Raw genomic sequence first — 15,583 nt, 5'->3', positions numbered from 1 at the left:
AAAGCCACAAATCTTTTTGTGTCTTCTTGGGATGGTAAATTCAAGGTTTAAGGAAATACACACGACAAGTAACGCCTACGGCTAAGCGCAACTCTTACAGAGTAGCTATATTAGTTGGTTGCTTACCCAGGGTAGCGTGCTTCGCCCGCAACCCTGGGCTGGGGAAACGCAACTCCTACAGAGTTGCCAGGGGTGCGCACCGTCCACAATGGGATAGCCATACAGGGTTGTAGGGGCGCACATCATCGACAACAAACTAATTATGTATAACCCTTGGGGAGAACTTCATCCACTATGGGATAACGATACGTGGTGGTAAAGGCGCACATCATCGTCAACGGACTAATCATGCATAGCCCTGGGGGGCGAATCATCAACGATGAATTATGGCCCGCAAGCAGCAGCAACTCTGTAGGAGTTGCGATTTCATAGCCCAGGGTTGAGGCGAGCAGCGCCTCTACCCTGGGTAAGAAACCCACCCTACTTAGCTACTCTGTAAGAGTTGCGGTTAGCCGAAGGCGTTACCACGGCAGGAAACAAGGTTTCAATTGCGGGATTAATCCATTAATAACTGCTTCTATTAGGGGTTGATATAAACACAAAAAGCCATGGCGGCTGTTGTCGGCTTCGCCTTTTTGTGGCTGTCGGTGACACCAGTCGGAAAACGAGTTTTCCTCCGTGTCGTCGCCGCCATCCCCAACGCCATGCTTTGCATGACGACAACAGCCGCCACGTTTCAAAAAGCGGCCAGTGGCCGTAAAAAAAGACCGCCTTTGGCGGTAAAAAAACAGCTGATTGTGTTATCCCATCTATATGACGCTACCGATAGATAATAAGGTAATCATTTTTTTGTACCGGCGCAGCCGGACTTTTTTTACCGCCAACGGCGGACTTTTTGTATTTGCGGCTTTTCAGCCTGCCACCAGGCAGGCGCGGATGGGGGTGGCGGGGAATATCCGAGAGCTCGCTCTCGAGATATCTCCCGACACACACGGACGCATAGGGCGAAGCCCTGAAAAGCCACAAATCTTTTTGTAGATCCTTGTGATGGTATATTCAAGGTATATGGAAACACACACGAATAACAACGCATACACTAAGCGCATCCCCGACTGCCATCATCCTCACGGAGATGGACTTCATTTTGGTTTCGGGGTTGGAAATGACGGTTTCGCGGTGTGAAATCATTATATCGCGGTTTGCAATCACTATTTCGCACCTTGAAATCAACTTTACAATGCCTTCCGGCAACAATCCACTCGCTGCCACCACCATCCCACGCAACTCCACCACCATTCCGCGCAACTCCACCATCATCCCACGCAACTCCACCACCATTCCGCGCGCCACCAGCAGACTGGGTGCCATCACGCCCATGCCACTCCCCTCCCCTACGGCTATAGGGGTGGCTGTCAACTGGTTACCCCCCCCCCCCGCGCCGCCGACGACCCCCGCCGTTCTCGCCAACCCCTGCGTGGAGAGCGTAAAATTGGGGGCGGCTGCAATAAAATCGGGCACAAATACAATAAATCGGGCACCGACTGCGTTAATAATGTATATTATATAATATAACACGTACAAAATGATAGAATATATCAAGGGCGAGTTGACCGAACTCACCCCCGCCACGGCTGTGGTAGAAGCAGCCGGAGTGGGATATGCCCTCAACATCTCGCTCAATACCTACAGCACCATCCAAGGCAAGAAGGAGGTGAAGCTCTACGTACACGAAAACCTCGTGACCGGCGGCCGCGACGACGCCTATACACTCTACGGCTTTGCCTCACGCCAGGAGCGCGATCTCTACCGACTGCTCATCACCGTATCGGGAGTGGGCGCCAACACGGCGCGCATGATACTCTCGGCATCGTCGCCCTCGGAGCTGTGCAACGCCATCGCCTCTGCCGACGAGCGCATGCTGAAAGCCGTCAAGGGCATCGGACTGAAGACCGCACAGCGCATCATCGTTGACCTCAAGGACAAAATCGTGCAGATGGGCATCGCCACCGAGCTGCACGCCTCGACCTCTACCGCACCCTCTATTGACATGGGCGTGAGAGACGAGGCTGTGAGCGCCCTTACCATGCTGGGCTTCGCTCCGGCTCCCTCTGCCAAGATTGTGGCTGCCATCCTGCAAGACGAGCCCACCATGCCCGTGGAGCAGGTGGTCAAGCTGGCGCTCAAACAGATAAAGTAAACCCATGCAAAGGCAGAAGATAAGACACTGGATAAAGTTGGCATTAATCATGATACCTATGGTTTCGACCATAGGCTATGCCTCAGTGCCCTATCTTCAGAGCCGCAAGACCGTACGCCCCGCCCGACAGCAGCAGGGCACGAAAGCGACGACACCCACCGACACCGTGCCACGCATCAAGGCTGCGGCGCAGCCCATAGCCATCGACGAGGACACCATACCCGACTCGCTGCTCCACCCGCGCTGGAAGATACAGCGCACCACGGCGCTCACGATAGACGACTACCGTCTGCCCGCCGCCGACCTGAAACGCCCCGACAACCTGAACCAGCAGGTGGTCTACAACGACACACTCGACTGCTACATGATAGGCACGCGCATCGGCAGTGTGTGGCTCGAGGCGCCCATCATCATGACGCCCGAGGAGTATCGCCGATGGAGCGAGCGCCAGGCACGCAACCGCTATTACCGCGACAAGAACGACGAGGTATACCAGGCCAAGGGCAAGGAGAAGTTTGACTTCACCGACATGCACTTCGACCTGGGACCCGCCGAGAAGATATTCGGCCCCGGCGGCGTGCGCATCAAGACGCAGGGAAGCGCCGAACTCAAGTTGGGCGCCACGCTCAAGAACATAGACAACCCCAGTCTGCCCATCCGCAACCGCAAGACCACTACCATAGATTTCGACGAGAAGATCAACCTCAATGTCAACGGCAAGGTGGGCGACAAGGTCAACATGAACCTCAACTACAACACCGACGCCACCTTCGACTACGACGCCCAGAACCTGAAGCTCAAGTATGAAGGCAAGGAGGACGAAATCATCAAGCTGGTCGAGGCGGGCAACGTGACCTTCCCCTCCAACTCGTCGCTCATCAAGGGAGCCAGCTCGCTCTTCGGTCTGCGCACCGACCTGCAGTTTGGACGCCTCAAGCTGCAGCTCGTCGCCTCGCAGAAGAAGAGCAACACCAGCAGCGTCTCCGCCAAGGGCGGCATCCAACTCACGCCGTTTGAAATCAACGTCGCCAACTATGAGGAGAACATGCACTTCTTCCTCTCCCAGTATTTCCGCAGCAAGTATGACGCTGCCATGCGCACGCTGCCCAACATGACGACCGGCATCACAATCAACCGCGTGGAGATATGGGTGACCAACAAGAGCGGCGTGGCTACCAATACGCGCAATATCGTGGCGCTGACCGACCTGGGCGAGAACAAGAAGGTGAGCAACACGATGTGGACGCCCACCGGACAGCCCGTGCCTGCCAACAGCGCCAACAGCGAGTATCAGACCATGACCACCGCCTATGCCGCAGCCCGCGACATCGACGCCGTCAACTCTACCCTCGACGGGGCAGGACTCGTGGGTGGCGTGGACTATGAGAAACTGGAGAGCGCGCGACTGCTGTCGCCGTCGGAGTACACGCTCAACCCGTCGCTCGGCTATATATCGCTGCGCTCCACACTCCAGACCGACCAGGTGCTGGCTGTGGCTTACGAGTACACCTACGGCGGCGTGACCTACCAGGTGGGCGAGTTTGCCTCTGACGTGACCGATGTCAAGAAGGCACTCTTTGTCAAGTCGCTCAAGAACACCAGCAACAACCCGACGCAGGGCAACTGGGACCTGATGATGAAAAACGTGTACAGCCTGGCCTCGAGCGTGGAGAAAGAGAAGTTCCGCCTCGATGTGAAGTTCCAGAGCGATACCGCCGGCGTCTATCTCAACTACATCCCTGAAACCCAGGTCAAGGAGACGCCCATCATCCGTGTGCTCGGCGCCGACCGTCTGGACAACAACAACAAGCCCAACCCCAACGGCTACTTCGACTTCGTGGAAGGCTACACCGTGAGCAACGGCCGCGTCTTCTTCCCATGCACCGAGCCCTTCGGTTCTTACCTCTACAACTACCTCGTGGCCAAGGGCGTAGCCCCCGACCGCGCCAAGCACTACGCCTTCACCGAGCTCTATGATACCACCAAGACGGTGGCACGGCAGATAGCCGAGAAGAACAAGTATATACTCACGGGACAGTTCAAAGGCAGCGCATCGGGCGTCATCTCGCTCGGCGCCTACAACGTACCACAAGGCTCGGTGGTGGTAACCGCCGGCGGAGTGACCCTCACCGAGGGCAGCGACTACACCGTGGACTATAGCGCGGGCGAAGTGACCATCCTGAACCAAAGTCTGATAGATGCAGGGACGCAGATTAACGTCTCTCTCGAGAGTCAGTCGGACTACGGACAGCAACGCAAGACGATGTTCGGCCTCAACTGGGAGTACAACTTCAACAAGAACCTGCAGCTCAGCGGTACCGTGCAGCACCTCACCGAACAGGCGCTCACCAGCAAGGTCAATATGGGCACCGAACCGCTCAACAACACGCTCTGGGGCGTGAACCTCAACTGGAAGAAGGAAAGCCAGTGGCTCACCAATATGCTCGACAAGATTCCATTCCTGCATGTGACGCAGCCATCTCAAATCTCCTTCAACGCCGAGTTTGCCCAGCTCATCGCCGGACAGAGCCACGGCACCCAGGACAACGCGTCATATCTCGACGATTTTGAAAACTCCACGAGCAAGATAGACATCTCCACGCCCTCATCGTGGATTATCTCGAGCGTGCCGTCGTCCATTCCCAACTTCAACGACAAGACTACGCTCCGCAGTGGCTACGACCGCTCGCTGCTGGCATGGTACAACATCGACCCGCTATTCACCCGACGCAGCAGCTCGCTCACCCCAGCCCACATCAAGAGCGACCTCGAGCAGCTCTCCAACCACTATGTGCGCGAGGTGCCGGTCAACGAGCTCTACCCAAACCGCGACCAGAGCAGCTACAATGGCGTCATCTCTACCCTTCCTATCCTCAACCTCGCTTACTACCCCACTGAGCGCGGTCCTTATAACTTCAACCCCGACATCACCGCCGACGGCCGGCTGCGCAACCCCAAAGACAAGTGGGGTGGCATGATGCGCAAGCTCAACACCAATGATTTCGAGGCAGCCAACATCGAGTACGTAGAGTTCTGGCTCATGGACCCGTTTATCTACACCAACCGCCAGGCAGACGCCAATGAGTATGGCGGCGACTTCTATATCAATCTGGGTGAGGTGAGTGAGGATGTGCTGCGCGACGGCAAGAAATTCTATGAGAGCGGCATGCCGGTAGACGGTTCACAGTCATTTGTCAACACGCAATGGGGCAAGGTACCCACCCAGGCCAACGTGACCTACGCCTTTGCCACCTCGCCGGGTAGCCGTGCGCTCCAGGATGTGGGCTTCAACGGTCTGCGCGACGAGGAAGAGCGCCAGTTTGAGACCTATCAGCAGTTTCTGCAGGAGGCAAGGGCAAAGGTGAGCCCCGAGGTGTTTGACTCTATCCAGGCCGACCCTGCCAATGACAACTACCACTACTTCCGCGGCACCGATTTCGACAAAGCCAAGACATCGATACTCGAACGCTACAAGCGCATCAACAACCCCCAGGGCAACTCGCCCGACTCCGAGAGCCGCACCGAGGGCTACGACACCTCCTACAAGACCACGCCCGATGTCGAGGACATCAACCAGGACTACACCCTCAATGAGTATGAGAAATACTACCAGTACCACGTCTCGCTGCGCCCGCAGGACATGGCTGTAGGCCGCAACCACATCGTAGACTGCCGTGAAGCGGCTGTCCCACTGCGCAACGGCACCACCGAGAAGGTCATGTGGTACCAGTTCCGTATCCCCCTCAGCGACTACGATGACCGCGTGGGTTCCATCTCCGACTTCACCAGCATGCGCTTCATGCGTATGTATCTCCGCGGGTTCAGCCGCCCCATCGTGCTGCGCTTCGGCAGTCTCGACCTGGTCAAGGGCGAGTGGCGTACGTACGACCAGCCGCTCGACGGAGTCGCTTCGTCGTCGGGAAAGATGGCAGTAAGCTCTATCAACATCGAGGAAAACAACGACAAGTCGCCCGTCAACTACGTGCTGCCACCGGGCATAAACCGCGCACAGGACCCCACGCAGCCACAGCTGGTAGAGGCCAACGAGCAGGCACTCAACATGGTCGTAACCAATCTGGGCAACAACGAGTCAAAGGCGGTCTACAAGAATACCAACCTCGACCTGCGTCAGTATCGTCGCCTGCAGATGTTTGTCCATGCCAACGCAATGGAGCAGAACGCCACCAGCCTCGCCGACGACCAGATAGCCGTCTTCATCCGTGTGGGCAGCGACTACAAGACCAACTACTACGAGTACGAAATTCCCCTGAAGCTCACCGAACCGGGTCACTACGACCGCTACTCACGCTCGGACTGCGAGCGGGTATGGCCCCAGGCTAATATGTTTGACTTCCCGCTGAGCATCTTCACCCGTGTCAAGAAGGAGCGCAATATCGCCAAGGCACAGGGCACAGCTTCATACTCGCGCGTGTTCTCAGTCTACGACGCCGACCACCCTGCCAACCGCGTAAGCATCGTGGGCAACCCCACCCTGGGCGAGGTGAAGACGATGATGATAGGCGTGCGCAACAAGTCGGGCAACCACAAGTCGGCAGAGGTGTGGGTCAACGAGCTGCGACTCAAGGAGTACAACAACGGAGGCGGATGGGCGGCACAGGGCAACCTCAACGTGCAGCTCTCTGACCTGGGTACGGTCAATATGCAGGGCCGCTACATGTCGGAAGGCTTCGGCGGACTGGAGGAGGGCGTCAGCCAGCGCTCTACCGATGACTACAAGACCTACAGCATAACCACCAACCTGGAGCTGGGCAAGTTCTTCCCCGACAAAGCCAAGGTGAGCATACCGCTCTACTACTCGGTGACCAAGGAGGAGACCTCGCCCAAGTACAACCCGCTCGATACCGACATGCTGCTCAAGGATGCGCTCGACGCTGCCGGCTCAAAGCAGGAGAGAGACTCTATCAAGAGCATCGCGGTGACCAAGACGACAAGCACCAACTTCTCGCTGTCGAACGTAAGGGTAGACATACAGAACAAGAGACACCCGCTGCCGATAGACCCTGCCAACTTCTCGCTGTCCTACAGCCACTCCCACCGCGAGACCAACGGCGAGACGACGGTCTATGAGAAGGAAGACAACTGGCGAGGGGCGCTCAACTACAACTGGACACCGATATTCAAGGCGTGGGAGCCGTTCCGCTCAATCAAGAACAGGTCGAAGTGGCTCGATATCATCAAGAAATTCGGACTCAACTGGCTCCCGCAGAACGTGGGCTTCAACACCGAGATAACACGCAACTACTACGAGCTGCAGGAGCGCGACATGGAAGACCTCGGAGGCGGACAGCTGCCGCTGACCTTCAGCTCGCAGTTCCTCTGGAACCGTGATTTCACCCTGAGATGGGACCTTACACGCAATCTGCACATGAACTTCCAGAGTGCCACGCACGCTGAAATCGAAGAGCCCTACGCTCCCGTCAACAAGGAACGCTATCCCGACGAGTACGCCCAGTGGAAAGACTCTGTCAGAACGAGTCTGCGCCACATGGGAACGCCGCTCGACTACAGCCAGAACTTCACCCTGTCGTACCAGGTGCCGCTCAACCTCATCCCGATACTCGACTGGACCAATGTCAACGCCACCTACAACGCCACCTACAACTGGGTGCGCGGCACGGCACTCGACGACGGCACCTCGCTGGGCAACAACATCGTGAGCAACCGTGACCTCAATGTCAACGGAACCTTCAACATGGAGCGGCTGTACAACCACATCCCCTTCCTGAAGAAGGTCAACGACAAGTTCAGACGCGAGAAGAGCCGCTCGCAGATAGAGCGCGAGAAAAAGGAAAAGCAGCGACAGCGCGAGACGCTCAAGAAGCAGGCGGCCAACGGCAAGGACGGCGACGCAGAGAAGCAGAAGAAAGAACTGCCCAAGAACCGACGCAGCTATGAGCGCGAGCTGACGCTCACGCCCGACACCACGCTGCTCATAAGCCACGGCAAGCGCACACGCCGTATCGACGTGAGCGCCAAGACCAAGGACGGCAAGAACATCGCCATAAAATATAAGAAGGTGGGTGATAACCAAATCAAGATATTCAGCAAGGTCGACACGCTCACCAAAATCAAGCTGACGGTGACCCCGCGCGAACCGCTCGAGGACAAGGGCTGGTACAAGACGGCTCAGTCGGTAGCCCGCGTGATGATGATGGTGCGCAACGTGAGCCTCAGCTACCGCAACAACTACTCGCTCTCGCTGCCGGGATTTATGCCTACCGTGGGCAATGCGCTCGGACAGACGCGCGAGTACGGACTCCTGTCGCCAGGACTCGACTTCGCCTTCGGCATGATAGACGACAGCTACATCGACAAGGCCAAGCGCAACGACTGGCTGCTCATGAGCGACTCGGTGGCCACGCCCGCCACCACCAACCTGACCGAGGATGTGCAGCTGAGACTCACCCTCGAGCCAGTGCGCAACCTGAAGATAGACCTCGTGGCAAACCGCACCGAGAGCCGTGCCAAGAGCATACAGTACATGTATCGGGGCAACCCCACCACACAGAGCGGCACATTCACGATGACTACCATCTCGCTCAAGGGCGCCCTGAGCGGCATAGGCGAAGCCACCAACGGTTTCCACTCGCCCACCTTCGAGAAGTTCTGCAACTCGCTCGACGCCTTCCGTGACCGCGTCGAAGCCCAGTATGCCGGTGCGGTCTACCCCGCCGGCACCTCGCTCGCGGGAAAGACCTTCGACCCCGCCAACGGTGGCGTAAACCGCTACAGCGCCGATGTCATGGTGCCCGCATTCCTCTCTGCCTATACCAGCATGGGCAGCGGACTCGACATATTCCCATCGCTGGCGCGCATGTTGCCCAACTGGACGGTGCGCTACAGCGGAATGGCTAAGTTGCCTTGGTTCAGGGATGTGTTCAAGAGCTTCAACATCAACCACGCCTACCGCAGCGTCTACGCCGTGGGAGCCTACAGCACTTACAGCACCTTCCAGGAGTATATGAACGGGCTGGGCTTCGTCAACGAGACCACCACGGGTGCGCCCACGCCCAGCAGCATGTTCAACGTGTCGAGCGTCAGCATCAACGAGGCGTTCTCGCCCCTGCTCGGAGTAGACATGACATTTGAAAACAACCTCACCGCGAAGGTGGAATATCGCACTACGCGTGTGCTCAACCTGAGTATGACGAGCGTGCAGCTCAACGAGGCACTGAGCAGAGACTGGGTATTAGGATTGGGCTATCGCATCAACAACTTCAAGCTCTTCGGCGACCGCAATATGCGTAAGATTAAGGGCAGAGGCAACCGCAACAAGACGCAGTCGACCACTGCAGCAGCGGTAAGCAGCCGGAGTGGCACCAACAACGACCTCAACCTGCGTCTGGACTTGAGCTACCGACGCCAGGCGAGCATCAGCCGCGATATAGCCACCATCAGCAGCTATGCCAGCAGCGGCAACACGGCATTCAAGCTGAGCTTCATGGCAGACTATACCCTCTCCCGCCTGCTCACGATGAGCTTCTATTACGACCGACAGACCAACACACCGCTGTTGGCAAACAACAGTTTCCCCACCACCACCAGAGATTTCGGATTGAGCATCAAGTTCAGTTTGACGAGGTAAAAGAGAAGCGGAAGAGCACCTCCTCGACCCACAGAACGCCCCTACCCGGCTCACGCAAAGCCCCTCCCCAACCCTCCCCAAGGGGCGGGAGTTCTTTATAATTAGTTAATACACAGACGGATAGAGCTCCCTCCCCTTGGGGAGGGCTGGGGTGGGGCTTTAGTTGGCTGGTAGGAGTTGCCAGGGGTGCGTCCCGTCCACCACAGGCCCCATCCTAACCTTCCCCAAAGGGGAAGGAAAAAAGCCCAAATGAAGGCCCCATCCCAGCCTTCCCCAAGGGGAAGGTGTGCACCACAACCTCCTCAAACACAACGAGAATGAATTCCCGCCCCTTGGGGAGGGTTAGGGAGGGGCTTACAATCAGCTGTTTTTTTACCGCCAACGGCGGACTTTTTGAACGGCCACCGGCCGCTTTTTGAACCGTGGCGGCTGTTGTCGTCATGCAAAGCATGGCGTTGGGGATGGTGGTGATGATAAGGAGGAAAACTTGTTTTCCGACTGACGTCACCGCCACCCCCAAAAAGGCGGAGCCGACAACAGTCGCCATGGCTTTTTGTGTTTATATCATCCTATTTTATGTCCTGCTGCAGGTAACGCCTTCGGCTAATCGCAACTCCTACAGAGTTGCCATACCTTATTATATATATACCCAGGGTAGAGGCGCTGCATAACGAGCCCCTCCCCGACCCTCCCCAAAGGGCGGGAGTTTTTATAATTAGTTAATACACAGCCGAATAGAACTCCCTCCCCTTGGGGAGGGCTGGGGTGGGGCTTTAGCTGCTCGCGATGACTGTACCAGGGCACAATGCATCAACAAACGAGACAGCCCGAGACACGGCGCTACTGCACCAGTCTCGGGCTGTTATTCTATTTTTCCTATTCAGCGACTATTGCGCTGTATATCTAATTATCGGTTATTTGAGAACGGGTCTAACTGCATATTTTGCATTCTCGCCATGAGCTGTTGTTAATATAAATGTTTGTAAATATGGCTTTACATTATAGTAAAGAGACAAACAGGAGCAGGATTTTGATTCATTATCCTGATAGGATGACCAATAATTACCAGAAAATTCTGTACCATAATTTTTAGCATTAACCAATGGCAAGAATATGCTGTTACGAGTATATCCTGGCTGAACTCCAGTAAACTTGAAGCCAAATTCATTATTCTCTTGCAAATACTCAACTTTCACGGTACTGGTCGTAAATGTTATATCACCATCAACTTTTCCTAAAAGACCACTCATCTCTTCCTTGGTAGGCACTCTCCAATTGCCCCCCCAGAAAGTATTTGCATTGGCATCAGTCCATGTCATTGTTCCATCCACATTCTTCGTAGCAAACTTAGGACCGCCTGCCCACAGCTGTACCCAATCTACCAACTCTCTTTTTTTACCATCGATAGTAGCTTCTACCTTTCCGCTCACTGGACCGGTGGTCAGGTTGTAGTACTTGCCGGCTGTGAGACCTTTATCCTTGGTGGCCCTGACCAGGGTTCCGCCATTGTAGATGGCAATCTTCACTCCTGCGGGTACTGCGATATAATAGGTGCCGGGTTCTGGCTTTGTGAGCAGGCTAACCTTGGAGTTGCTGGTCGTCACAGTAAATTCTGTAGTACCCTTGGTAGCTTCGAGGCCAGACACCCACTTGTCGTCGCTTGTCTTTACTTGGATGTCGCAAGCGATGCTATCTACCTTGATACGCAGGATGGCTACCTGGGGCGTGAGCCTAATGTTGAGGCCATCGGCGCCGGTGGTGGCAGACGCGGTCTTGCCGGCACAGGCATAATAGTTGGCTACGCGAGCCAAATCACCTTTCTGATTAGTCAAGTCGACAATGTTGCCAGGGAAATAGGCGTACCAGTCGGCAACCGCATTAGTGGGTTTGGCATTGGTAGAGGTGAAAGTCTCGCCATTCTTGGTAAATGTATAATAGTTGGAGACCTCAGAGTTGGTCACATAGAGCTTGTCGGGGTCGGTAAAGCTGAACTTATAGGTACCGTCATTAGGGTCAGTCATGGTGGCTCGCGAAGCGGGCTGTTCTACAGTGGCGTTGAGGGTCATGCCCTGGGTGGCACCGCCGAAATCGTCGTTGCTGCAACCGGTCATCATCATCGCTGTAGCAGCTATCAAAAACAATAATGTCTTCTTCATTTTCCTTAATTCTTAGTTCTTGTCTGTTGTATTGTTGCCTATGGAGCATGGGTCTACTTATTCCCACACATCTTCTTCATCACCGCTTGTGACGTCACCTTGTACTGTGATGTTTCCAGTGCCACTTCCTGCGAGGATAGCGAGGGGCTGTACGGCGAAGACAGTGGTCGCCGGCTTAATGTAATGTTGCTTGTTCATCTTGTTGAAATTCTATTTAGTTGTTATATATATATTCATGTATAGCGGCAGTGGTCTCTCCATCTCCCCCATCGAGGACATGGCAAACTGCGACATAGATATAGGTAATAGTGGTGGAAAGTGAGGTTCCTGCGGCATGCCCATGCGCCATACGACTATGGTCGAAGCCTTGCAGAGGAGCTCTACAGCCATCCAGCCGGTAGGTTTGATTCAGATGGATTTGAAAATCAGATTTGCAAAGGTAGTGATAAAGGCTGGAATAATGGCCGGTTTTTCATTTTTTAACACCATAAACACGTTAACTATCATGCCATAAGGCTCCATTGGCATCGCCGCGCGCCCATAGACCCTTACCCCGACGGAAGCTGTGCTGACGGCGAGAGCAGCGACCACGGGCTTCGCCATCGGCGGCAAGGGCGCTGCCGAGAGGGCACAAAAAAGCAGCCTCTGCTGCCCGAGCCTGTGGCCCATGACAGAAAGGCTGCCTCTATGTTAAGTTAATGTGCTTGCAGTTAAAGTGGCTTGTACTCTACGAATGCCTCCATAGCCTCGTAGCATGCCAGTCCGAGCGAGTCGTAGAGAGCTGCAGTGGCGCGGTTGCGGTCTTCGGCACGCTGCCAGAACAGGCGCTCGTCGTTGCCCAGGAAGGGAGCGCTCTCCATCTGTGAAGAGTGCTTGAGGATGGAGTTGCGCTTGGCGCGGAGTTCCTCGGGGCTCATGGGCACGCACATCTCGATGTTCTCGATTTCCCATTCAGCCCACGCACCACGGTACATCCAGATGCGGCAGTCCTTGAGCCACTCGGCACCGGCGTTCTTCTCCTCATCGATAGCTGCAAAGACGGCGTCGGTACACTTGCGGTGGGTACCGTGGGGGTCTGCCAGGTCGCCGGCAACGAATATCTCGTGGGGCTGAACCTTGCGGAGCAGTTCGCGTACAATCTCAACATCCTTCTCGGTCATGGGGAGCTTCTCTATCTTGCCACTCTCATAGAACGGAAGGTCAAGGAAGTGGACATGGTCGAGAGGTATATTGTTGTAAGTACATGCTGTACGGGCTTCACCACGGCGGATAAGACCCTTGATGGTACGTACCTCGGGAGTATCTACATCGCCCTCCTTCTTGTTCTTGAGTGTCTTCTTGATGTCCTTGTACATCTTGGTGATGACCTCGTCCTTGCTGTCCATGAAGAGCTGGTTGTAACCATTGACGAAGTGCATGAAGCGTGTCACCTCCTCGTCGCCCACGGCAATGTTGCCACTGGTCTCATAGGCTACATGCAGGTCGTGACCCTGCTTGACGAGGCGCTGGATGGTGCCACCCATAGAGATGACGTCGTCGTCGGGATGGGGCGAGAAGACAATGACGCGCTTGGGGAATGGCTTGGCGCGCTCGGGACGATAGGTATCGTCGGCGTCGGGCTTGCCTCCGGGCCATCCGGTGATGGTGTGCTGCAGGTCATTGAATATCTTGATATTGGCATTGTAAGCCGAACCATAGAGGGCGAGCAACTCGGAGAGTCCGTTCTCATTGTAGTCCTTGTTGGTGAGCTTGAGGATGGGCTTGCCGGTAATCTGGCAGAGCCATACGAGGGCTGCGCGGGTGAGCTTGTCGGTCCACTTGCAGCTGGCTACCAACCAGGGATGGATGATGCGGGTGAGCTTGCCAGCGGCGGGAAGGTCGATGACCACATGGGCATCGTTGTGGGTCTGGAGGAACGATGCGGGAATGGAGTCGCTAATCTTGCCTTCGACCATGCTACGCACAATCTCTGCCTTCTCCTCTCCCCATGCGGTGATAAACACCTTGCGGGCAGCCAGAATGTCGGCTATACCCAGGGTGACAGAGCATGGAGGCACAGGCTCCTGAGAGCCGAAGCTCAGCGACATCTCCTCGCGGCTGATAGCGTCGATGAGGATGAGGCGGGCCTGAGAAGTGAGGGTAGAGCCGGGCTCGTTGGTAGCGATGTTACCCATACGGCCTACGCCGAGCAGCATCACATCGATGCCGCCAAAGGTCTGGATGCGCTGCTCATAGAGGCGGCACTGGCTCTGCACATCTTCCTGGGCGATGGTACCGTCAAGGGTATAGACATTCTGCTCGGGAATGTCGATGTGGCTCAGCAGACGCTGGCGGAGCTGGCTGATGGTGCTGTGCTGGCTGTCGGCAGCGAGGGGGAAAAACTCATAGGCGTTGAAGATAACCACGTTCTTGAAGCTGACGAGCTTCTTCTCGTAGCGGTCTATCAACTCGTTGAATACGGGGGTCAGCGACTGGCCTGTACCCATACCTAAGACACAATACTTGCCGAGCAGTTCCTTGGCCTTGATTTCGGCCACGATGGCATCGGCTATCTTCTGCGCACCTTCATCCACCGTGGGATAGATGTCGGTGAGGATGTGTTCGTCGCGTGTAATCTCGGAGCGCTCTACGGCCGTCTTGGGGTTATAAAACTCTTCGGGAACTGTGTTGAATACAATCTGCGAACTTAAGTTAAGTCTCATTGTCTTATCAGTTATTGAAGTTCTTATAAATTATCTTTCTCGATATCCTTGAAGTACTTGTAAGTACCCACCTTGAGCTCCTCGGTGGCTGCCTCATCGGCTACGATGATGGCATGGGGATGCTGCTGCAGGGCGCTGATGGTCCAGGCCTGGGTCACGGGACCTTCGACAGCTGCCTGGAGGGCGCGCGACTTGTGGTGGCCATTGACGAGAATCATCACCTCGCGGGCTGACAGCACAGTGCCTACGCCTACGGTGAGGGCGTGCTTGGGCACCTTGTTGACATCATTGTCGAAGAATCGGCTGTTGGCGATGATGGTATCTGTAGTAAGTGTCTTGATGCGTGTGCGTGATGAGAGTGAAGAGAAAGGCTCATTGAAAGCGATGTGGCCGTCAGGTCCGATACCGCCAAGGAACAGGTCGATACCGCCTGCTTCCTCTATCATCTGCTCGTAGTGGGCACACTCGGCGTCGAGGTCTTCGGCGTTGCCATTGAGAATGTGGATATTCTCGGCGGGGCAGTCGATGTGGTCGAAGAGGTTGCGACGCATGAACGAGTGGTAACTCTCGGGATGGCTCTCGGGCAGTCCTACATACTCATCCATATTGAATGTGATGACGTGCTTGAAGCTGACTTTGCCAGCCTTGTAGGCTTCTACGAGGCAGCGATACATACCCTCGGGCGAAGAACCCGTAGGCAATCCCAACACAAAAGGTTTCTCCGCTGTAGGGGCAGCGGCGTTGATACGTTCAACGACATGATTGGCAGCCCACTGAGACAGCTGCGCATAGTCGGATTCGATAATTAATCTCATTGCTCTGATGTTTAAGTTATATTCTATTTGAATTACAAAGTTACACATTATTAATAATAAAAAGGACAAAAAACGGATAAAAAACATCCCCGCGGCGTTTTTTGTTG

At 55.4% G+C, this 15,583-nt stretch carries 10 protein-coding genes; 3 read left to right on the top strand and 7 right to left on the bottom strand.

From position 1 onward, the window contains the following. Positions 1-608: 608 nt before the first annotated feature. On the top strand, positions 609-833 hold the full coding sequence (locus tag CIK92_RS13375) for a hypothetical protein (RefSeq protein ID WP_094420662.1): 225 nt from the start codon (positions 609-611) through the stop codon (positions 831-833). 223 nt (positions 834-1,056) lie between these two features. On the opposite strand, the gene CIK92_RS05795 is transcribed toward CIK92_RS13375, so the two are convergent. Continuing rightward, the gene (locus tag CIK92_RS05795) at positions 1,057-1,581 is read right to left on the bottom strand and encodes a hypothetical protein (RefSeq protein ID WP_144289345.1); all 525 of its coding nucleotides are present in this window, start codon (positions 1,579-1,581) and stop codon (positions 1,057-1,059) included. A 1-nt stretch (position 1,582) separates the two neighbouring features. Between CIK92_RS05795 and ruvA the strand changes: the two genes are divergently transcribed. After that, complete coding sequence (gene ruvA / locus CIK92_RS05790) at positions 1,583-2,197, top strand: Holliday junction branch migration protein RuvA (protein WP_022310237.1); 615 nt, start codon at positions 1,583-1,585, stop codon at positions 2,195-2,197. A 4-nt stretch (positions 2,198-2,201) separates the two neighbouring features. After that, positions 2,202-9,803 carry a cell surface protein SprA gene (gene sprA / locus CIK92_RS05785; RefSeq protein WP_173823805.1) on the top strand — a complete coding sequence of 2,534 codons (7,602 nt, stop codon included), beginning with the start codon at positions 2,202-2,204 and terminating at the stop codon, positions 9,801-9,803. A gap of 214 nt (positions 9,804-10,017) precedes the next feature. On the opposite strand, the gene CIK92_RS05780 is transcribed toward sprA, so the two are convergent. From CIK92_RS05780 to nagB, 6 genes are all read right to left on the bottom strand, one after another. Next, positions 10,018-10,350: a hypothetical protein gene (locus tag CIK92_RS05780; protein ID WP_144289344.1), complete on the bottom strand. Its 333-nt coding sequence runs from the start codon at positions 10,348-10,350 to the stop codon at positions 10,018-10,020. A gap of 367 nt (positions 10,351-10,717) precedes the next feature. Continuing rightward, positions 10,718-11,959 carry a hypothetical protein gene (locus CIK92_RS05770; RefSeq protein ID WP_144289343.1) on the bottom strand — a complete coding sequence of 414 codons (1,242 nt, stop codon included), beginning with the start codon at positions 11,957-11,959 and terminating at the stop codon, positions 10,718-10,720. A gap of 57 nt (positions 11,960-12,016) precedes the next feature. Further along, positions 12,017-12,157, bottom strand: a complete 141-nt coding sequence (locus CIK92_RS13730; RefSeq protein ID WP_158214739.1) for a hypothetical protein — start codon at positions 12,155-12,157, stop codon at positions 12,017-12,019. 210 nt (positions 12,158-12,367) lie between these two features. Next, complete coding sequence (locus tag CIK92_RS05765; protein WP_094388450.1) at positions 12,368-12,628, bottom strand: hypothetical protein; 261 nt, start codon at positions 12,626-12,628, stop codon at positions 12,368-12,370. Between the two features lie 41 nt (positions 12,629-12,669). After that, positions 12,670-14,661, bottom strand: a complete 1,992-nt coding sequence (locus tag CIK92_RS05760; protein WP_022309475.1) for a glucosamine-6-phosphate deaminase — start codon at positions 14,659-14,661, stop codon at positions 12,670-12,672. Between the two features lie 23 nt (positions 14,662-14,684). Further along, entirely contained in the window at positions 14,685-15,476 is a 792-nt protein-coding gene (gene nagB / locus CIK92_RS05755) for a glucosamine-6-phosphate deaminase (RefSeq protein WP_094385475.1), read from the bottom strand. Positions 15,477-15,583: the final 107 nt, after the last annotated feature.

It is taken from the genome of Prevotella sp. P4-67 (assembly GCF_002251325.1).
In the GTDB taxonomy this organism is placed as follows: domain Bacteria; phylum Bacteroidota; class Bacteroidia; order Bacteroidales; family Bacteroidaceae; genus Prevotella.
Note: the sequence above shows the minus strand (reverse complement) of the source record. Positions and strands in the feature narration are given on the sequence as shown.